At 70.1% G+C, this 19,402-nt stretch carries 20 protein-coding genes; 8 read left to right on the top strand and 12 right to left on the bottom strand.

Translation table 11 applies throughout. The features are described from left to right. Window positions 1–40: 40 nt before the first annotated feature. The 5 genes from ACWFRJ_RS01950 to ACWFRJ_RS01930 form a co-directional block, all read right to left on the bottom strand. A complete protein-coding gene (locus ACWFRJ_RS01950; protein ID WP_453524115.1) occupies window positions 41–904 on the bottom strand; it encodes a carbohydrate ABC transporter permease in 864 nt (287 codons plus the stop codon). Then, window positions 901–1,872 (bottom strand): carbohydrate ABC transporter permease, encoded by a 972-nt coding sequence (locus ACWFRJ_RS01945; RefSeq protein ID WP_453524112.1) that lies wholly within the window; start codon window positions 1,870–1,872, stop codon window positions 901–903. The genes ACWFRJ_RS01950 and ACWFRJ_RS01945 overlap by 4 nt, the downstream gene beginning before the upstream one ends. A gap of 100 nt (window positions 1,873–1,972) precedes the next feature. After that, the gene (locus tag ACWFRJ_RS01940) at window positions 1,973–3,304 is read right to left on the bottom strand and encodes an ABC transporter substrate-binding protein (RefSeq protein ID WP_453524110.1); all 1,332 of its coding nucleotides are present in this window, start codon (window positions 3,302–3,304) and stop codon (window positions 1,973–1,975) included. Window positions 3,305–3,399: 95 nt separating this feature from the next. Then, window positions 3,400–4,494: a substrate-binding domain-containing protein gene (locus ACWFRJ_RS01935; protein WP_453524108.1), complete on the bottom strand. Its 1,095-nt coding sequence runs from the start codon at window positions 4,492–4,494 to the stop codon at window positions 3,400–3,402. Window positions 4,495–4,614: 120 nt separating this feature from the next. Beyond that, window positions 4,615–6,153, bottom strand: a complete 1,539-nt coding sequence (locus tag ACWFRJ_RS01930; protein WP_453524105.1) for a membrane-associated oxidoreductase — start codon at window positions 6,151–6,153, stop codon at window positions 4,615–4,617. 155 nt (window positions 6,154–6,308) lie between these two features. On the opposite strand from ACWFRJ_RS01930, the gene rpmF reads away from it, so the two are divergent. Together rpmF and ACWFRJ_RS01920 are read left to right on the top strand one after the other, a co-directional pair. Beyond that, window positions 6,309–6,479: a 50S ribosomal protein L32 gene (gene rpmF, locus ACWFRJ_RS01925; RefSeq protein WP_135332135.1), complete on the top strand. Its 171-nt coding sequence runs from the start codon at window positions 6,309–6,311 to the stop codon at window positions 6,477–6,479. A 203-nt stretch (window positions 6,480–6,682) separates the two neighbouring features. Then, window positions 6,683–8,500 (top strand): choice-of-anchor A family protein, encoded by a 1,818-nt coding sequence (locus ACWFRJ_RS01920; RefSeq protein ID WP_453524103.1) that lies wholly within the window; start codon window positions 6,683–6,685, stop codon window positions 8,498–8,500. 96 nt (window positions 8,501–8,596) lie between these two features. Here ACWFRJ_RS01920 and ACWFRJ_RS01915 read toward each other — a convergent pair whose 3' ends face one another. Next, window positions 8,597–9,259, bottom strand: a complete 663-nt coding sequence (locus tag ACWFRJ_RS01915; protein WP_453524100.1) for a L,D-transpeptidase — start codon at window positions 9,257–9,259, stop codon at window positions 8,597–8,599. 133 nt (window positions 9,260–9,392) lie between these two features. Further along, window positions 9,393–9,779: an STAS domain-containing protein gene (locus tag ACWFRJ_RS01910; RefSeq protein WP_453524097.1), complete on the bottom strand. Its 387-nt coding sequence runs from the start codon at window positions 9,777–9,779 to the stop codon at window positions 9,393–9,395. A 460-nt stretch (window positions 9,780–10,239) separates the two neighbouring features. Between ACWFRJ_RS01910 and ACWFRJ_RS01905 the strand changes: the two genes are divergently transcribed. The 3 genes from ACWFRJ_RS01905 to ACWFRJ_RS01895 all read left to right on the top strand — a co-directional run bounded on the left by ACWFRJ_RS01905 (window position 10,240) and on the right by ACWFRJ_RS01895 (window position 13,039). Next, window positions 10,240–11,424, top strand: a complete 1,185-nt coding sequence (locus ACWFRJ_RS01905; protein ID WP_453525041.1) for a lactonase family protein — start codon at window positions 10,240–10,242, stop codon at window positions 11,422–11,424. A gap of 119 nt (window positions 11,425–11,543) precedes the next feature. Continuing rightward, window positions 11,544–12,245 carry a TetR/AcrR family transcriptional regulator gene (locus ACWFRJ_RS01900; protein ID WP_453524094.1) on the top strand — a complete coding sequence of 234 codons (702 nt, stop codon included), beginning with the start codon at window positions 11,544–11,546 and terminating at the stop codon, window positions 12,243–12,245. Window positions 12,246–12,253: 8 nt separating this feature from the next. Further along, window positions 12,254–13,039, top strand: coding sequence for an SDR family NAD(P)-dependent oxidoreductase (locus ACWFRJ_RS01895; protein WP_453524091.1), 786 nt, complete (start codon window positions 12,254–12,256; stop codon window positions 13,037–13,039). 24 nt (window positions 13,040–13,063) lie between these two features. Here the strand turns inward: ACWFRJ_RS01895 and ACWFRJ_RS01890 are convergent, their stop codons facing one another. Together ACWFRJ_RS01890 and ACWFRJ_RS01885 are read right to left on the bottom strand one after the other, a co-directional pair. Then, window positions 13,064–13,657 (bottom strand): isochorismatase family protein, encoded by a 594-nt coding sequence (locus tag ACWFRJ_RS01890; RefSeq protein WP_453524089.1) that lies wholly within the window; start codon window positions 13,655–13,657, stop codon window positions 13,064–13,066. Then, complete coding sequence (locus tag ACWFRJ_RS01885; RefSeq protein WP_453524087.1) at window positions 13,635–14,849, bottom strand: amidohydrolase family protein; 1,215 nt, start codon at window positions 14,847–14,849, stop codon at window positions 13,635–13,637. Before ACWFRJ_RS01885 ends, ACWFRJ_RS01890 begins: the two co-directional genes overlap by 23 nt. A 172-nt stretch (window positions 14,850–15,021) precedes the next feature. Here ACWFRJ_RS01885 and ACWFRJ_RS01880 point away from each other — a divergent pair, with 172 nt between their 5' ends. Then, on the top strand, window positions 15,022–15,312 hold the full coding sequence (locus ACWFRJ_RS01880; protein WP_453524084.1) for a YkvA family protein: 291 nt from the start codon (window positions 15,022–15,024) through the stop codon (window positions 15,310–15,312). On the opposite strand, the gene ACWFRJ_RS01875 is transcribed toward ACWFRJ_RS01880, so the two are convergent. The 3 genes from ACWFRJ_RS01875 to ACWFRJ_RS01865 form a co-directional block, all read right to left on the bottom strand. Beyond that, complete coding sequence (locus ACWFRJ_RS01875; RefSeq protein ID WP_453524081.1) at window positions 15,283–16,002, bottom strand: DUF2470 domain-containing protein; 720 nt, start codon at window positions 16,000–16,002, stop codon at window positions 15,283–15,285. The two genes, ACWFRJ_RS01880 and ACWFRJ_RS01875, sit on opposite strands and share 30 nt — an antisense overlap. 125 nt (window positions 16,003–16,127) lie before the next feature. Then, complete coding sequence (locus ACWFRJ_RS01870) at window positions 16,128–16,757, bottom strand: MBL fold metallo-hydrolase (RefSeq protein WP_453524078.1); 630 nt, start codon at window positions 16,755–16,757, stop codon at window positions 16,128–16,130. Further along, complete coding sequence (locus ACWFRJ_RS01865) at window positions 16,757–17,842, bottom strand: S-(hydroxymethyl)mycothiol dehydrogenase (protein ID WP_453524075.1); 1,086 nt, start codon at window positions 17,840–17,842, stop codon at window positions 16,757–16,759. The genes ACWFRJ_RS01870 and ACWFRJ_RS01865 overlap by 1 nt, the downstream gene beginning before the upstream one ends. Before the next feature lie 167 nt (window positions 17,843–18,009). Here ACWFRJ_RS01865 and ACWFRJ_RS01860 point away from each other — a divergent pair, with 167 nt between their 5' ends. Together ACWFRJ_RS01860 and ACWFRJ_RS01855 are read left to right on the top strand one after the other, a co-directional pair. After that, window positions 18,010–18,792, top strand: coding sequence for an ABC transporter permease (locus ACWFRJ_RS01860; protein ID WP_453524072.1), 783 nt, complete (start codon window positions 18,010–18,012; stop codon window positions 18,790–18,792). Between the two features lie 33 nt (window positions 18,793–18,825). After that, window positions 18,826–19,317: a glutathione peroxidase gene (locus tag ACWFRJ_RS01855; RefSeq protein ID WP_453524069.1), complete on the top strand. Its 492-nt coding sequence runs from the start codon at window positions 18,826–18,828 to the stop codon at window positions 19,315–19,317. Window positions 19,318–19,402 lie beyond the last annotated feature (85 nt).

The following is a 19,402-nucleotide window of genomic DNA, read 5'->3' as shown; positions in this document are numbered from 1 at the left end:
CGGTGACTGCCGTTGTTCAACAGATTCCCTTTCACATGGCTCACTTGACCGAGCCCGCGGTGAGGCCCGACTTCCAGAAGCGTTGCAGCAGCATGAAGGCGAGGATCAGCGGCAGCACCGCAAGGAGCGAACCCATGATCACCACGGGGTAGTACTCGGGCGAGACGGTGGCCGAGCTGTTCCAGGTGTAGAGGCCCAGACTGACGGGATACAGCTTCTGGTCCGAGAGCATCACCATGGGCAGGAAGAAGTTGTTCCAGATGGCGGTGAGCTGGAAGAGGAACACCGTCACCAGGCCGGGTCCCAGCATCCGCAGGGAGACGCGCACATACGTGGTGAGCTCCCCCGCGCCGTCGACGCGCGCCGCTTCGAGCACCTCGTCGGGCACGTACCCCTGGCTGAAGATCCGCCCGAGATAGACACCGAACGGGTTGAAGAGGACCGGTATGAACACCGCCCAGAAGGTGTCGACGACGCCCGTGGCCGATGCCATCAGATACAGCGGAAGGGCGAGCACCGTCTGCGGCACCATCACCGCGGCGAGCACCAGGCCGAAGACCTTCTCCTTGTGCGCGAAGCGGTATTTGTCGAAGGCGTAGCCGCAGGCGACGCTCACCAGTGCGCTGATCGCGGCGCCCAGGACGGCGTAGAGGAGGCTGTTGGTGTACCAACGGCCGTAGAGCCCGCCGTCCATCGCGAACAGGTCGCGCAGGTTCTGCACGAAGGAGAAGTCGGTCAGCGAGAAGAAGTTGCTGCTGAACAGCGCGTCCCTGTTCTTGGACGCGGCGAGCACCAGCCACAGGACGGGCAGCAGGGTGTAGAGCACCGCGATGCCGACCACGGTGTTCACGACGGTGCGGCCCAGGAGGCGGGGGCGGCCCGCGGTGAGGGTGTCGGCGCTCATCGCGCGGCCTCCTTCTGGGAGCGGTTGGTCCAGCGGGTGACGCCGTAGGACAGGGCGACCGTGCAGAGCAGCAGGATCACCGAAGCGGCGGCGGCGAGACCGTAGTTGTTGCGGGTGAAGGCCGCGTCGTAGATGTACATGCTGGGCGAGAAGCGCGAGTTGATCATCGGCGACGACTGGCTGAGCAGCATCGGCTCGGTGAAAAGCTGCATCGCCCAGATCAGGGTGAACATGGCGACCATGACGATCGAGGAGCGCACCAGGGGCGCCTTGATCCTCAGTGCGGTGCGCACCGGTCCCGCGCCGTCGACCACGGCGGCCTCGATCACTTCTCGGGGTACGGCCTGCAGGGCGGCGTAGAAGATCACCATGTTGTAGCCGAGGTTGCTCCACAGGGCGATGTTCACGATGGAGGGGAGGACGGTGTTCACGCCGAGGAAGTCGATGGTGATGTCGCCCTTGGCGAGCAGGTCGACGACCGGGCTGAGCCCTGGTGTGTAGAGGTACAGCCAGATGAGGGCCGCGATGATGCCCGGCACCGCGTGCGGCAGGAAGAGCGCCAACTGGGCCCAGGCGCGCAGCCGTACGACTCCCGAGTCGAGAAGGAGGGCGAGGGCGAGGGCGCCGATCACCATGAACGGGATGTAGATCAGGCAGTAGAGGACGACCGTGCCGAGGCTGCCGAGGAAGGTCGGGTCGGTGAGAACGGCCGTGTAGCTGCGCAGGCCCACGAAGACCGTGCGTTCCGGGCCGAAGCCGAGGCCCGGCTGGTCGTCGCTGAAGAAGCTCAGCCAGACGGCCATGCCGACGGGTATCAGGAAGACCGTCACCAGCAGGATCAGGAAGGGGGTCATCAGGACGCCGCACGCCATGTGTTCACGGCGCCGCGCACGCGTACGGGCGCGGCCGGCGGAGACGGGGGCCTCGGGGGTGCGGGTTGCGCGGGCCGGGGGTGCGGTCGTGGTCATCGGGGTCACCTGCCTTTCTGCTGGTGCTCGTCGGCGAACGGGGGGTTCGATCGCGCCGGGACTCTCGGGCCGCTCAGAACTCTCGGGCCGCTCGGGCCGCTCATGTGCTGTGCTCCGTGATGGAGAGGCCGAGGGCCTTGAGGTCCGGCATGGTTCCGTCCTGCGCCGCGCGCACGGCGTCGATGAGCGAGCCCTTGCCGCCGCCCGCGCGGGCGAAGCCGTCCTGTATCACCCGCTGGGTCGCGGTCATCCGCGGCCCCCAGACCCAGCCGTCGCGGATCGTCTCGGCCTGTTCCTCGAAGAGCTGGTAGATGTCCTGGCCCGAGTAGTAGGTGCGGTCGAAGGCTTTGCGGCCCACGGGGACCAGGTCGGGCACGGCGGGGTACTGGCTGCTGGCGCCGCTGGAGAGGCGGGCGCGCAGGGCGTCGGGGTGCGAGACCTGCCACTCGATGAACTCCATGGCGGCTTCCGGGTGCCTGCTGTCCTTGGTGATGGCGAAGGTGGAGCCGCCGTGGGTGCCGACGACCGGGTTGTCGGGGTCCCACTGCGGGAGCGGGGCGATGGCCCACTGGCCCTTCTGTCCCGGTCTTGCGTTCATCTGCGAGCCCGCGTCCCAGGCGCCGCTGAGCCGGCTGAGAACCAGCCCCTCACTGAGCTGGGAGTCGTAGTGCCTGCTCTCGGAGGCATTGACGAGCAGGAGTTCCTCGTCGATGAGCCGCTGCCAGTACGCCGCGACCTTCCGGGTCGGACGGTCCGTGAGCGATACGTTCCAGGCGCCGTCGCGGGTGTCGAACCACTGGGCGCCCGCCTGCCACGCCCATGAGGCGAACTGGGTGCCGCCGTCGGTGGGGAAGAGCGCGATACGCCTCCCGCGCGACGTGTCCCGTACGGTGCGGGCGGCATCGCCGAACTCGTCCCAGGTGCGCGGGACTTCGATCTCGTACTCGTCGAACAGGTCGGTGCGGTAGTGCAGCACCATCGGCTCGACGTCGAGCGGAACGGAGTAGACCTTCTTCTCGAAGGTGGTGAGGCCGAGGGCCTGCGGCAGCAGCTTGGCGCGCAGCCTCTCACTCATCAGTGAGGTGATGTCCCGGGCCACGCCGTCGATGGCGAAGCCCGGTACCTGGGGGTATTCGAGGGTGGCGACGTCGGGGGCGTTTCCGGCCCGGGCGGCGTTGCTGAGCTTGGCGTATCCGCCCATGGCGCCCGACGGAATCTGCTGGAAATCGACCTGGATACGGTCGTGGGTCTTGTTGAACGCGTCGACCACTTCCTGGCTTCCGCGCAGTGCGGACCAGAAGGTGACGCGTGTGGTGCCGCCCTTGCTGCGTGACGTGCTGCCCGCGCTGCCCGAACAGGCGCTGAGAGCACCTGCCGTGGGAACTGCGGCTGTCACGGCGAGCAGGGAGCGGCGGCTCGGTCGACCAGGCATGGGTGGGTGCCTCCCGCGGCTCTTGTTCGGGACACGGGAATCCTGATCGCGTGAACGATGACGGTCAATAGATCGATCAAAAGAAACTAAAGCGGTCAAACGATCCCGATATGAGTGGTGGATCCACGGACCTTGAGCTCCGGCAGAAGTTCCGCCCGCTGGGTCGTCACGGCACCCGGCTCCGCCAACTCGTCGAACCTGCGAAGCAGAAGCCGGGCCGCCGTCCGTCCCACCTCGTACTTCGGCGGGGACACGGCGGTCAGCGGGGTGCTGCCGAGCGCGGCCACCACGTCGTCGTACGCCACCACCGAGCAGTCCTGCGGCACCCGCAGGCCGTGGTCCATGAGCTGCTGCACGAGCATCAGCGCGTCGACGTCGCCGTGCAGCACGGCGCCCGTCGCACCGTGCTCGCGCAACCGCGCCGCGAGGTCGAGCGGCTCGCGCACCCGGCCGGGCCCCGCGTTCGCGGCGCTGAGCATCACGGTCCAGTCCTCGATCTCGGGCCGGGACGCGGCGATCTCGGCGAAGGCGGCACGCAGCGCACGGGCCGTGGGGCTGTCGTCGCGGGCGGCAAGGACGATCCGCCGGTGGCCGAGCCGGACGAGATGGTCGACGGCGAGGTGGATGCCGTACCAGTGGTCGGTGCAGACCGAGTCCATGGCGTGCAGGGCACTGCCCGCACGCGGCCGTCGCTCCATCAGGACCGTGGGCACGCCCGATGCGGCAAGCCAGGCGTAGTCCGCCTCCTCCTCGGCCGCGGTGCGCCAGCGCGGAGCGATGAGCAGCCCCTGCACCTTCTCGGCCAACACCCTCTCGACCAGCGGCCTTTCGGCGCCCTCCACCTGCGGCGCGATATGCAGCGCGACCCGCATCCCGGCCTCGTACAGGACGCTTCGGGCCCCGTGCATCGTCTCGTACAGGTAGGTGTGCCGCTCGGGCACCATTAGCGCGACGGCCCCGCCCTGCACCACCGGCTCGGCCCGCGGGGCACCGCGCTCCACGGGTCCGACCGACCGCGCGGTGCCGTGCCCGCGCCGCAACTTTCCCTCACGGGCGAGGTCTTCGACGTCCCGGCGCACGGTGATCACCGAGACCTCCAGGTCGTCGGCGAGATCACTCAGCCGCGCCTCGCCCCGCGACTCCACGACCGCGAGTATCCGCTGCCGCCTGACGTCCCTCGGCTCCCGCATGCTGCCGACCCCCCTCGCCACTCACCCGTCGGGTGTTCGTTTGAGCGTTTCCGCTGGAGGATATCGATCGTTGTCCCACCTGTGTCCAGGTCGGCGATGTTCGTTACTGGCGGCTCAGCGTTACTGGCGGCTCAGCGAGCGTGTGATGCCGGCCGCCACCGTGGTGACGAGGACCCAGCCCGTGGCGACGAGGAGATACGAGAGCCACTGGTACCAGCCGTCCGGCGCGAAGGCCGACTCCTGCCCGAAGCCGACGATCGGAAGGAGCAGGTCGAGGGTGTAGAACACGGGGTTGAAGTCGGGGGCCTCGTCGGACTTCAACGGGCGCGGATGGTGGAGGGCGAAGGCGAGCGCACCGGCGAGCAGCAGGACGAGGAGCCATCCGGCGGCGCGCATCGGGCGGAATCCGTATCCGACCGTCACCTCCTGGATCCTGCCCCAGATCCTTGCGTACGGGGGCAGGGTGCGGCGGTGTCGGCGGAGCCTGGCCAGCTGCACGGTGCGGGCGGCGGCCTCGTCGCCCACCGTGCGGTACGCGGTGGCCAACTGCTCGTAGCCCTGCGGGAGATAGCCCGCCACCTCACGCTCGAGCAGCGGAAGGCGCTGCTCCGCGGGCAGGTGCGGGGCGAGCCTGCGGTACCCGAGACCGTCGAGCTTGACCTCGCCCGGCCACACCTCCGGAGGGACGTGCAGCAGGTCCAGCTGGGAGCGGCGCAGATTGACGATGCCCTGGACCGGAGCGGCGTCCCGCAGCCACAGCTCGCCGATGACACAGCTGCTGGCGCGCAGAGCAGTACCGCCGGGGTGGGAGAGGCGGGCGTAGGCCAGATTGATGTGCCGCGGGATCCTGGCGCCGCTCAGGTTGACCATGCCGTGGGCGCGCAGCCGCATGGCCCGCAGGTCGGTGCCGACCGACAGGGTCTCGGCGTGCAGGGCGACACCACCGGGCGCGTTCAGTTCGGCGTCGTCGAGGTTGATCTGGCCTCCGACAGTGGCACCGTTGAGGCGGACCTGGCCATGGGTCACCAGGCCGACGGCCCATACGTCGGCGCCGATCACCGCGTGGTTCAGCTGGAGCACCGCTTCCGCCGCCACGCCGGGCTCCGGCGCGTCGGGGTCCGCCGCGTCGGGCTCCGGTGCGTCCGGTGCGGGCGGCGCGTCGGGGGCGGGTGGAGTGCCAAGCTCCGCCCCGTTGGCGAAGAAGGCGCCGGTGATCTGCGCGCCCGCGAGCCGTACGGGGCCCGCTATCCGGCAGCAGGTGATCCGCAGGGCAAGCTCGACCCGGAGGTTTCCCGCCGTCAGCCCCGGCAGGACCGAGTCGCTCAGGGCCAGGGTGCGGATCTCGGCCCCGTACAGGTTCGGCGCCTCCTCGAAATGGCAGGACCGCAGCCGTACGGGATGCCCGACCGTTCCGTACATGAGGTTGAGCTGCCCGGTGATCCGCACACCCGTCAGCTTCATGCCCGCTATCTCGCCGGCCCGCGTCGGGCCGTTGAGCAGCAGTGCCCGCAGCACGTCGGCGCGCACCGTCCGCTCGGGCCCCCATGATCCACCGTCCCGCGGGTCGTCGCCGGGGCTCTCGCGGAAGTCGACGCCCTCGCCGAGCGCGAAAGCCCGCCAGACGCGGATCTCCGCCGGTGTCGCGTCGGTGATCTCCATCAACTGGATGCTGTCCCGGGCGTGTTCGGGCTGTCAACCACGGGCTCGGATCCGCCAACAGGAAACGCAATTCGAAATGGGATCCATTTTCATATAGCCTCGGCGCCGCACCTCCGAGACGCCTCCGAGACACCTCCGGGAAAGGACCCGAACCCATGGCCGTACCCAAGCGCAAGATGTCCCGCAGCAACACCCGCCACCGCCGAGCCCAGTGGAAGGCGAGCACCCCGCAGCTCGTGCCGGTCACCGTCGACGGCTCCGCCTACCTGGTTCCCCAGCGACTGGCCAAGGCGTACGAGCGCGGCCTGCTGCGCCCCGAGGGCTGAGTCGGATTGCTCTGAGGGCTGAGTCGGCGAGCTCCGAGCCGCCGCCGCGCCCGCGCCCGCGAGCTGCTCCTGCGCCCGCCGGGAGAGTGGAAGTTCCGCAGCCACCGAGGAGGACGCGGCCCTGCCGCGCCGGGCCCGGCGGGAGGCTGTCTCAAGATGCCGGTGAGGAGTCTTTCCTATCGGCTGAGGAGCTGGTAATCGACATGCCCGGACTGTTCCACAAGCACCGTGCCGGACGCCTGCTGACCACCTTGACCTGTGCGTTCGCCGCCGCGTCCGTCCCGCTGTTCCCCTCAGGCAACGCCGTCGCGTCGGCCGGGGACCCGCCGGTCGGCAGGGCCGTGGCCGCTCCGCTGCCCGGCGGGCTCGGCCCCTGTGTGCCGGGCACCTGCCCCTCGGGCCCGTACCCGCCCGTCACCAACGGCACGATCCAGTATCGGGACAACGCGATCAACATCTTCGCGGGCGGCGACTTCCTGGTGCGCGGGAGCGCGGCGGAGGCCGAGGGGCGCGTCGTCGTCCTCGGCGACTTCGACCAGAACAAGAGAGCCGGGGTCAGCGGCATCTACAACGTCGGCGAGGCGGGCGTCGGCTCACGGGTCGCGCCTCCGATCGGTTCCGACTGGCTCACGACCGGGGGTGACGTCACCGTCGCCGCGGGCCAGCGGCTCCTCGCCGAGCAGGGGGTCGTACGTCACGCGGGCGCGGCGAGCGGCACGATCCTGGCCCAGGACGTGACCCAGGACCCGGACGCCGCGGCGCCGTACACCGCGCTGCGCGGTCAGCTCAATGTGGCGAGCCAGTGCTACGCGCACGGAGAGAACGGCAGCCGTACACCGACCGGTACGGCCGTGCACGCGGGCGGCGAGACGGTGTTCACCGGGGACGGCACATCGGCGCGTCAGGTGTTCAACGTCGACTTCGACCTGGCCAGTGCGAGCGGCGGACAGGAGGGCATCCGGTTCGTGAACATCCCGGACGGAGCGACGGTCCTGGTCAACGTCCTTGGCACGAAGCGGGTCGTCAACACCTACAGCGGCGGCATCGACGACGCGACGGATCCACTCAACGCTCTTCGCGAGCGCCTGCTGTGGAACTTCCCCGACGTGACGGACCTGGAGATCAAGGGGACCGGGCAGTTCCAGGGCAGCCTGCTGATCGGCCAGAACGCGTCGGACACGACGGTCAGCGTGCCCGGCATCAACGGACGGTTCTTCACGGCCGGTTCGCTCACTCACACCAGCTCGGAGAGTGGAGGGGGCGGGCAGGAGTTCCACAACTACCCCTTCGTGGGTGACCTGCCCGAGTGCGGGGCCGCGCCGACGGAGACCGGCTCGGTCGAGGTCGCCAAGAAGGACGCGGCGAGCGGTAAGGCGCTGCCCGGGGCGGTCTTCGAGCTCTGGCACGAGACCAACGGAGTCCCCGGCGTGCAGACCTCCGGCGCCGACCCCGATACCCGGATCGGCGACCCGTGCACCACGAACGCCCAGGGCGAGTGCCGCCGGGCGGTGCCGCTCGGCACGTACTACTGGGTGGAGACCAAGGCCCCGAAGGGGTACGACCTGCCCTCACCGGCCTCCTTCGGTCCGCTCGTCGTGACCGAGGACAATGCGCGCGAGGGCGTCAAGGTGACCGCGAAGAACAAGAAGACGCCCGTCATCGAGAAGGTGGGTGCCCTGCACGTCATCAAGACGGACCGCACCACCGGCCGCCCGCTGGCCGGGGCCGTGTTCGAACTGTGGCGCGAGACCAACGGCAGGGCCGGACTGCAGACCACAGGGGCGAACCCTGACACCCGCAAGGGACAGGGCTGCGCCACGGACGGCCGGGGCCGCTGCGACTTCCCCGGCCAGCCGCTCGGCTCGTACTACCTCAAGGAGACGGCCGTACCGGACGGATACCGGCTGCCCTCCCCCGCGGTCACCGGCCCCTACCGGCTGACCGAGGACAACGCCACCAAGGGCGTCACCGTCCGGCTCAGCAATGTGCGGGACGACACGGGCAAGGGCGGCAAGGGCTGAGCGTTGAGCGAAGCTCGCTCGCGAGGCTCGTGCACCGGCGGCTGACGGACGGTCGTCCGTCAGCCGCCGGTGCACGGCCTCGGTGCACGGCCTCCGTCAGCCGCCGGTGCCCGGCTTCGTGCCCCACACATAGACCCGGTCGCCCTTGTTCAGGAGTTGGTAGAGCCGCTTCGCGTCCGCCACCGTCAGGTTCACGCAGCCGCCCGACCCGGAGGAGAAGAGATCGTGCCGGGTGCCGTGCAGGGCCTGGCCGCCGTCGAAGAACTGGGCGTAGGGCATCGGCACGTTGTAGATCGTCGAGAAGTGGTCCCGGTGCTTCCAGTAGATCCGGTGCCAGCCGCGCCGCGTCTCCAGACCGTCGCGGCCACTGCGCACCGGCACCGGCGCGAAGACGAGGCGCTGCCCCACCTGCACCCAGAGGATCTGCCGGGTCAGATCCACACAGACCACTCGGTACGCCGGGGACGGACAGCCCCGGCGGGCTGCGGGGTCGCGCCGCACCTGGTCGGCGACCATCATCCGGTACGTGCGCAGCGAAGCGAGCCCGTCGGCGGGCGAGACTCCGAGGCGCCGCTGCAACCGCCTGATCGCCGCGCAGTCTTCCGGTGACTGGACCCCGTCGACCGGTCTGCGCAGCTCCTTCTCAAGCTGCCGCTGGTAGGGGGCGGTACCGGCGGTACACGGTGGCTCCGGGCTTGCGGACGCCGCGGCTGCCGGGGCGACGGGCAGCGCGAGGAGCAGGATGATCGCGGTCAGCAAGGAGCGCGGAATGGCGCACGGAAGAGCGCGAGGGCCAGGTTCGGAGCCAGAACCATGGCCAGGACCAGGACCAGGACCAGAGAGAGTGCGGCTTCGGCGAATCATGTAATCAGATTTACCGCTTGCTCCCTTTCTAGGCTGGTCTGTTCAGGTTTCCCTCGTATTCGTCGGGTGTGTCGAGGTTCGCCGGCAAGCTGTCCAGGACGGTGAAACTACGGTCGAGCCGAGTAATGCGCAGCACCCGCCAGACCCGCGGACTGCTGCGCACCAGTCGCAGAGGGCGTCGTCTCTCGAAGGCCTGACCCTTGAGGCGCACCAGCAGTCGCAGCCCGCCGGCGTCCAGGAAGGACACCTCCCGCAGGTCCGCCACCACGTCCCCGTCCGACCGGTCCAGTAACTCCGTTATTCGCGACCCGAGTTCCTGTTCAGCCCATGCGTCCAGTTCACCGTGGAACGTCAGAACGATCGATCCGCCCACCACACGGTGATGCAGCCCAAAACCCGGGTCGGGCGTGCCCATGGTCCACCCCCTACTTCCCTACACCCCGCATACGAAGAGTTACGACAACGCGAGCGGCGCGGCCCTGAGGTCGGCGCCCGACGCCGCCGGGGTCTGGGGCGGCACCGCGAATGGCACCTACATCTTGCCCGCTCAGAGCCAGTTCATACCTCAGGGTGACATGACCGGCCACTGTGCGTCGCATATTCGAGGCAAGTTGGCCATAGTTACTCTCAGTAATCAATGCACTGTTCGCCGGGCGCGGGGACCTACCGATGAGACACCCGACCGGTGTCGTGGCCTCCGGTTGCGATGGCCGGATGCGGCCGCCGCACCACTCACCCGAACCCCGCCCGACCCCCGCGTTCCATTGCACAGGACGCAACTCCGGTTGCGACTCTTGATCGTGGGGGTTCCAAGCGCCACGCTGTCTGCCACACGCGTCACTACCGACACTCAAGGAGCGGACATGGCGGCAGGGATGAACAGTGGGCCCCAGGGGCTGCCCGCAGCGAACGGCTGGGGACGGCGGGGATTCATCGGAGCCGTCGCCGCCACAGCTGCCGCCGCCTTCTCCGCACCCACACCCGCGTCCGCGTCCACGGCCGCCCTCTCCCCCGAACGGCGTCCGCGCGGCACACGACAGCTCTTCCTCGGTACGTACACCACCCAGCAAGGCGGCGGCACCGGCCTCGGCCTGGCCACGTACGACGAAGCGACCGGAAAGATCACCGGCACCGGCACGCTGACCGGCGTACCCGACCCCTCCTACCTCTGCCTCCACCCCTCGGGCAAAACGCTCTACGCCGTCAATGAGCGGGACCAGGGCGGCGTGACCGCGATCGCGCTCTCCCCCGAGGGTCCCGAAGTCCTGGGAGCGCGCGACACCGGAGGCGCGGGGCCCTGCCATCTCTCCGTACACCCGGGCGGGCGCTGGCTGCTCAGCGCCAACTATCTCTCCGGGAACGTAGCCGTCCATCCCATCCGATCCTCTGGCGCCCTGGACGAGTTGAGCGATCTGGTCACCCACTCCAGTCCGCCACCCGGCCCCGGCCAGGACGGGCCGCACGCCCACCAGATCGTGACCAGTCCGGACGGCGGTCATGTCCTCGCCGTAGATCTGGGCAACGACACCGTCTACAGCTACCGCCTCGACACGAAGAAGGGGAAGCTCACCCAGGTCTCGTACGCCACTCTGCGACCGGGCGCGGGCCCCCGCCACCTCACCTTCCACCCTTCCGGACGCTTCGCCTATCTGGCCAACGAGGTCGACAACACGGTGGTCGTCTGCGCGTACGATCCCGCGAGCGGACGACTGACTCCCGGTGCTCCGCAGTCCACCGGCACAGGTGAAGGCACCAGCTATCCGGCGCAGCTCGCCGTCACGAGCGAGGGCACCTTCGCCTTCCTCGCCAACCGCGGGCACAACAGCCTCACGCGGTACGCCATCGAGGCGGACGGCGCCCGGCTGCGACTGCTCGACACCGTCCCCGTCGGCGGGGACTTCCCCCGGCACATCGCCTTCTCGCCGTCCCAGCGGCTGCTGTTCGCCGCGAACCAGAAGTCGAACTCGGTGAGCGTCTTCGAGGTGGGCGGCGATGGCCAACTGCGCCTGACGGGCGAACCGTTCGCCGCCCCGATCGCGGTATGCGCGCTGCCTTTGTAGACCCTCCCCGTCGACGGCGTCTTCGACCTGCGTTCCGTCCGCATGGGCCCCTGACGAGCAGATTGAGTCCCGACGGGACAGGTGTCCCATTGGGACATCACGGGTGTACAGTCGAAGACATGAACAAGGCGACGGAATCCGGCCCAGGAGCCCCGGGGCCGACCCCGGCTCCGGCCACCGACCGGAGCGGCGAGGACCGCAGGCAGCGCAAGGCCCGCCAGACCCGGGAAGCGCTCGCCGACGCGGCCATCGACCTGATCCTGGAGCACGGCCTCGCAGCCGTCACCGTGGAAGCCGTCGCCGAGCGCGCCGACGTCACGCGCCGCACCTTCAGCCGCCACTTCGGCAGCAAGGAGGCCGCGGCGCTCGACTTCACCCGCGCCGACGGAGACAGCATCAACGCGGCCCTGCGCGCCCGCCCCGCCGACGAGCCCCCGCTGGCCGCCTACCGCGCGGCCGTGCGGGACTGGCTCGCCGCCCCGGAGGGTCCGGCCCTGCACCGCCGGGCCCGCAGGCGCGAGCTGCTCGCCCTCGTCGACACGGAGCCCGCCCTGTTCGCCGCGTACGAACGCGTCCGGGTCGACGCCCAGGACGAGTCCGTACGGATCATCGCCGACCGGCTCGGCACCGACCCCGCCCGGGACCAGCGCCCGGCCGTCGTCGTCGGCGCCGCCGCCGGAGTCCTGACCGCCGCCCTGCGCAGCTGGGCGCGCGGCGGGCACGAGCACGACGCAGACCTCACCGCGCATGTGGAGCGGGCCTACGCCGTTCTGACCCGGGAGGCAGCCCTCGCGGCCCCCCACATCGCACAAGGAAAGTGAAAAGCACCATGAGCACCACCCCCGCCACCACCGTCCCCGACTACGCCACCGAGTTCGCGGGCAAGACAGCCCTTGTCACGGGCGCCGCCTCCGGCATAGGCCTGGCAACCGCCCGCCGTCTGGGCGCGGGCGGCGCGCACGTCGTCATCGCCGACTACAACGCCGAGGGCGCCGAGAAGGCCGCCGCCGAGCTTCTCGCGGAGGGCGTCAAGGCCGCCGCGGTCGCCGTGGACGTCACCGAGCCCGCGTCGGTCGAGGCCGCCGTGCTGTTCGCCGTCGACACGTTCGGCGGGCTCGACCTCGCGGTCAACAACGCGGGCATCGGCGGCGAGAGCAAGCCGACGGGCGAGTACGACATCGACGTCTACAACCGCGTCGTACGCACGAACCTCGACGGCGTCTTCTACTCGATGCGCTATGAGCTCCCGGTCCTGGAGGCCGCGGGCGCGGGCGCCATCGTGAACGTCGCCTCGATCCTCGGCTCCGTCGGCTTCGCGGGCTCCCCCGCCTACGTCGCCGCCAAGCACGGCGTCGTCGGCCTCACCAAGACCGCCGCCGCCGAGTACGCGGCGAAGGGCGTCCGCGTGAACGCGGTCGGCCCCGGCTTCATCGAGACCCCGCTCCTGCAGAAGATGAACCAGGGCGAGTACGACGCGCTCGTCTCCCTGCACCCGGCGGGCCGCCTCGGTCACTCCGAGGAGGTCGCCGAGCTGATCGTGTTCCTGCTCTCGGAGCGTGCCTCGTTCATCCACGGCAGCTACCACCTGGTGGACGGCGCGTACACCGCCCGCTGACCTCCGGTCGCCACCCGGCCGGGTCTACGGCTTGGTGAAGTCGACGTCCTGGGCCCTCGCGACGATCTCGACCTCGTCGCCGAGGGCCCATTCGGCCACCCGGGACACCATCGGCGCCGGAACCATGTCGCTGATGCCATCGGCGGCCGGGATGTCGTACGTCGCGTGCGCGTCGTGCGGCAGGACGACGCGGAAGTCGAGCTCCAGGGCGGTGCGCGCGGTCGCGAGGACGCACATCTCGGACTGCACCCCGCAGACGGCGAGGTCGCGCACGCCCGACTCCGCGAGCAGTTCCGCGAGCCCGGTCTCCTCGAAGCCGTCGTCGACGGTCTTGTGCAGGACCCTCTCGCCCCGGTCGGCGTCGATCGGGAGGTGTATCTCCCAGCCGGGGGTGCCTGGTTCGTCGACGGACCCTGGCTCACCGTCGTTCTGAAGTTGCACGACGAGGGCACCCGCGGCGCGGGCCCGTGTGATCAGGTCGGTCGTCCGGTCGAGGACACGGGCGGCTTCGGGCACGGCGCCGTCGCCGGTGACGAAGGCGGACTGCATGTCGACGACGATCAGGGCCTGGACGGGCTTCGTGGGACGTGGCGATTCATGTGCCGATCTCTCGCTCATGGTCGACCATCATGCCGTTCGCCATGACCAGGCGTACGTCGCCCAGGGCCGCCACGTCCGTGAGCGGATCGCCGTGCACCGCGATCAGGTCGGCGCGGTAGCCAGCGGCGAGGCGTCCGACCTGGTCGGCGATGCCCAGTGCGTCGGCGGCCTCCGTGGTCGCCATGTCGATGACGCGGTGGGGTTCGACCCCCAAGTGCTGGTAGAAGCCGAGGCTCTGGGCCAGGCCGTCGCAGCCGGCCCGCTGCACTCCCGCGTCCGTCCCGGCGATAAGCCGCGCGCCGTGCTCCGCCATCGTGCGGACCTGGTCGAACATCGCCTCGGCCCGTTCGGCGCCGAAGAACATGGGCAGCATCCGCCAGTTCGGGCTGATGGTGGGGCAGATCCGGATGCCCTTGTCGACGATGGCGTCCAGGACGTCCTCGCGCAGGTCGAGGCCGTCGCGGGTCAGCCAGGTGCAGTGCTCGATGGTGTCGACACCGGCCATCACCGCGGCCACGATGCCCGCCGTGCCGTGTCCGTGGGCGGCCACCGGCAACCCTGCCCGGTGCGCCTCGCGGACGATCACGCGCAGTTCCGGGGCGTCGAACTGGGCCTGCCAGGTGGCGGGGCCGCTCTTGGTGAGGCCGCCGCCGGTGGCCATGACCTTGATGACGTCCGCGCCGAGCTCGGCGTTCTGCCGCACCAGGGCGCGGATCTCGCTCTCGCCCTCGACCTCACCGCCCAGGAACCAGCAGTGGCCGCCCTTGGTGGTCAGCGGTGTGGTGGCGGCGACGATCCGCGGGCCCGGCACCCGGGACGCGGTGATCTCCTCGCGCAGGCGCAGGGTGATGCGGCCCCGGTCGCCCAGATCGCGCACCGTGGTGACACCGCTGCGCAGGAACTGGAGCGCCCGCTCCTCCATCGCCGCCATCAGAGTCGTGTCGCTGTGCGCGTCCAGGACGGCGACGGGGTCCTTGCTCGCGTCGAAGACCAGATGGACGTGGGCGTCGATGAGGCCGGGCAGCACCATGGCGTCGGGCAGGGCGACCCGCTGCGACAGGCCGTGCGCCAGGGGTTCGACCTCGGTCCGGGCGCCCGCGGCGACGATGTCAGCACCTTGCGTCAGTACGGCGCCGTCCAGTACGTACTGGCCACCTGGCCCGGTCAGAACCCGCCCTGCCGTGATCAGCGTCTGGCTCGTCTGGCTCATCTCTGCCTTTCCAGGAAGGAGTTGGAGGAGCTGGCGGTGAAGCCGCCTCCATCTTCCTTCATGGGAGGGCAGGACGGGATGTTCGCGCGCCGTCCCGGGGGTACCCATAGCCTTGCCCATAGCCTGGGCCGAGTGCCCGCGCAGGACGTCGCAGAGCGGAGGTCAGGGTCTGGTGAGCACGGAATTCACGGTCCTCCTTGTTGCAGGCGCGGTTCTGGTGGCCGCGACACTCGCGGTCGCGATCGCACTGCTCGTACGTCTCGTCCGCGCACGCCGCGATCTGCGCAGAGCGGGCCTGCCGGTCGAGCGCCAGTGGGTGTTCTGGGCCGCCATCGCCTATCTCGTCCTGCCGGCCGATCTGCTGCCCGATCCGGTGTTCCTCGATGACATCGGGGTGCTGCTGCTCGCGCTGCGGTCGATGAAGGCGGCGAATTCAGGCGTCGGGCGAAGTGGGGCGCAGTAGGGGGCGGCGCAGGTGCCGGGCCTTGGTCAGCAGGATGTGCATGCGTTCGGTCACCTGGCCGAGGTCCTCGACGGGCTCGTCGAAGGCGAGCCGGACGTCCGCCTGGCTGCTTGCCTTCTCGAGCCGCAGCGTGAGCGCGTAGCGGTCGATGGCCAGCGGGCGTACGCGCACCACGCCGTGCAGGCTGTCCGAGCACACGAGCCGGGTCAGCTGCTCCACGGCGTCCTCGTGGGAGTCGGCGAGATGGGTGAGCAGCCGCGCCTCGGCCTCGGCCAGCGGATCGGGTGCCGCCAGGGCCAGTTCGTCGAGGTCGATGCCGATGCGGCCGCCGGTGGAATCGTGCAGGACGGCGCAGGTCGGCGCGAAGAGGAAACCCTCCGCGTCGGGTACGAGTGACCCCGAGAGCCACAGCCTGGCCCGGATCCGGTCCCTGACCGGTACGGGGGCGACGTCGGCGAACTCCACCAGGGTGGACGGTTCGCCGCGCGGCGCGCAGATCATCGCGGTGGCCAGCGCGCTGTCGGGTGGCGGTGACAGCATGAGGATGCCCTCCGGCGTGACGCTGTGCGCGCCGACGAGTTCATCCCTGCCGATCTCCGTGGTCACCGCGCAGGACCAGGCGGTGGTGAGCAGTGAGCGAGCGCGTGCCGCTGCGGTGGGCACGGACGTGCTGACGTGACGGACACCCATCCTTCAACCTCCATTAGGTAAGCCTTGCCTAACTTATCGGAGATCGTGGAGCAGGGCCAGTACGCGAAAGGCCCCGCGCGGTGAACCACGCGGGGCCGGCCAAGTCACGTCAGCAGCTGTCGCGGTCAGTGGCCGCGGGCGATCCACTCCTCCAGGTGCGGCGCCTCCGCGCCGACCGTCGTGCTGTCGCCGTGCCCGGTCCGCACCACAGTCTCCGGGGGCAGCGTCAGGAGGTGGTCCCTGATCGAGTCGACGATCGTCGGGAAGTCGCTGAACGACCGGCCCGTCGCTCCGGGACCGCCCGCGAAGAGCGTGTCACCGGTGAAGACCGTACTCAGCGCGGGCGCGTGGAGACTGACGGCGCCCAGGCAGTGGCCCGGGGTGTGCAGGACCTTCAACTCGACGCCCGCCACACCGATTTCCTGCCCGTCGGACAGCCAGTCGTCGGGGGCGCGGTCGGGGTGGGTCTGCTTCCACAGCTCCGCGTCGGCGGGGTGCAGCAGGATCGGCGCGCCGGTGCGGTCCGCGAGCGCGGGTGCCGCGTCGATGTGGTCGTCGTGGGCGTGCGTGCACACGATCGCGACGACCCGGCGCTCCCCGACCGCGGCAGCGATGGCGTCCGCGTCGTGCGCGGCGTCGATGACGACGACCTCGCTGTCGTCGCCCACGATCCATACGTTGTTGTCGACGTCCCAGGTGCCTCCGTCGAGGGAGAACGTGCCCGAGGTGACCAGGTGGTCGATGCGCGCCGCCATCAGAAGACCACCACCGAACGGAGGACATCGCCGTGGTGCATCCGCTCGAACGCCTTCTCCACGTCCGCAAGCGCGATCGTCTCCGTGACGAACGCGTCCAGGTCGAGCCGCCCCTGCTGGTAGAGGTCGATGAGCATCGGGAAATCGCGTGAGGGCAGGCAGTCCCCGTACCAGCTCGACTTCAGCGCGCCGCCGCGCCCGAAGACGTCGAGGAGCGGCAGGTCGATGCGCATCTCGGGTGTCGGCACGCCGACGAGGACGACCGTGCCCGCCAGGTCGCGGGCGTAGAAGGCCTGCTCGTACGTCTCCGGGCGGCCGACCGCCTCGATGACGACGTCGGCTCCGTTGCCGTCGGTCAGCTCGCGGATCGCCTCGATGGGGTCCGCCGAACGGGAGTTGACGGTGTGCGTGGCGCCCAGGCTCTTCGCCGTCTGGAGCTTCTTGTCGTCGATGTCGACGGCGATGACCTTCGCGGCTCCGGCGAGCCGCGCGCCCACGACCGCCGCGTTGCCGACGCCGCCGCAGCCGATGACGGCGACCGAGTCGCCGCGGCCGACGTTGCCGGTGTTGATGGCGGCGCCGATACCGGCCATGACTCCGCAGCCGAGGAGTCCCGCGGCGGCGGGCGACGCGGCCGGGTCGACCTTGGTGCACTGCCCGGCGGCGACGAGGGTCTTCTCCGCGAAGGCACCGATGCCGAGCGCGGGCGAGAGCTCTGTGCCGTCCGTGAGCGTCATCTTCTGCTTGGCGTTGTGCGTGTCGAAGCAGTACTGGGGGCGGCCACGCTTGCACGCGCGGCACTGGCCGCACACCGCACGCCAGTTGAGGATCACGTAGTCGCCGGGCGCGACCTCCGTGACACCGTCGCCGACCGACTCGACGACGCCCGCGGCCTCATGGCCGAGGAGGAAGGGGAACTCGTCGTTGATGCCGCCCTCGCGGTAGTGCAGGTCGGTATGACAGACCCCGCAGGCCTGCACCTTCACCACGGCTTCGCCGGGCCCCGGGTCCGGCACGACGATCGTCTCGATCCGCACCGGCTCGCCCTTCGCGCGCGCGACCACGCCCTGTACCTGCTGCGCCATGAGGTCAGCCCTTCTTTCTTCCGGCGTTGCTTGCTCGTCCGGCATCGCATGTTCTTCCCGCAATCCTCACAGACCGGACCCGCCGACGACGACCCCGGACGCCGGGTTCCGATCATCGTCTCCACCTTCGGGTTCTGCCTCGCCCTGCGCCGCCTTAGGGTGAACGCGTGCGCGCTCTCGCATCTCAGGCTCTGCTCCCGGTCAACACGACGCTCGGTGTGGTGCTCCTCGTGCTGCTGCTCGCCGCGGCCACGACGGCCGCCGTGTTCCGCCTCTCCCCCGACGGCTCGTACGGCAGGGCGCGGGAGATCCTGGTGGCCGGGGTGCGGGCGGCGGCACAGCTGGGCGTGGTGTCTCTGGTGATCGGCTGGGTGATCCACCACGTCGTGGCGCTCTTCGCCTTCCTGCTCCTGATGATCGCCGTCGCCGCGCGCACCGCGGGGCGACGCATCACCGCCAACGGCAGCTGGTGGTGGGCGGCGCTGCCGATCGCGGGCCCCGTCGTACCGGTGGTGGCCTGCCTGACCCTGGCCGGGCTCCTTCCGGTGCGCGGCATCGCCATGATCCCCGTGACCGGCATCCTGATCGGCGGCGCCCTCACGGCGACGGTGCTCGGCGGACGCCGGGCGCTGGACGAGCTCCGTTCCCGCAAGGGCGAGTTCGAGGCGGGCCTGGCCATCGGCCTGCTCGAACGGGACGCCCGCTTGGAGGTGATCCGCCCCGCGGCGTCGGACGCCCTACTGCCCGGCCTCGACCAGACCCGCACGGTGGGCCTGGTCACGCTGCCCGGGGCCTTCGTCGGCATGCTCCTGGGCGGAGCGTCCCCCATCCTCGCGGGCGCGGTGCAGCTGTTCGTCCTCATCGCTCTCATGGCGATACAGGCGATCGCGGTGGCCGTGACGGTGGAACTCATCGCCTGCGGCCGCCTGAACCGGACGGAACCGGAGTGATCGGCGGGGCCTCGTGAGCGTAGGCTCCGGATCATGTCTGTCTACGAAGATGCAGAGATCGGCGCCCTCCAGGGCGGCTCGGCGAACCTGAGCCAGTACCTGGGCAAGGCCGTTCTGATCGTCAATGTCGCCTCCAAGTGCGGTCTCACCCCGCAGTACGGTGGCCTCGAGCGCCTGCACGAGCAGTACGCGGCCCGTGGCTTCACCGTCCTCGGCGTGCCCTGCAACCAGTTCATGGGCCAGGAGCCGGGTACGTCGGAGGAGATCGCCGAGTTCTGCTCGGCGACGTACGGCGTGACGTTCCCGATGACCGAGAAGGTCGACGTGAACGGCGACGACCGGCACGCGCTGTACAAGAACCTCGTCGGCACGGCGGACGCCGAGGGACACACCGGCGACGTCCGCTGGAACTTCGAGAAGTTCCTCACGAACGCGGACGGCGACGTGGTGGCCCGGTTCGGTCCGAAGACCGAGCCGGACGCTCCCGAGGTCGTCGCCGCGATCGAGGCGAACCTTCCGAAGTAACTCAGGCCGGCACCGACAAGGCGCGGCGGACCCCCCGGGGAGGCCCCTGCGCCCCCCTAGCGTAAAACGGTGGAATGCGTCCAAC

The organism is Streptomyces sp. NPDC055239 (assembly GCF_053606205.1).
The sequence above is the reverse complement of the archived record's forward strand: the minus strand, read 5'-3'. Positions and strand labels throughout refer to the sequence as shown.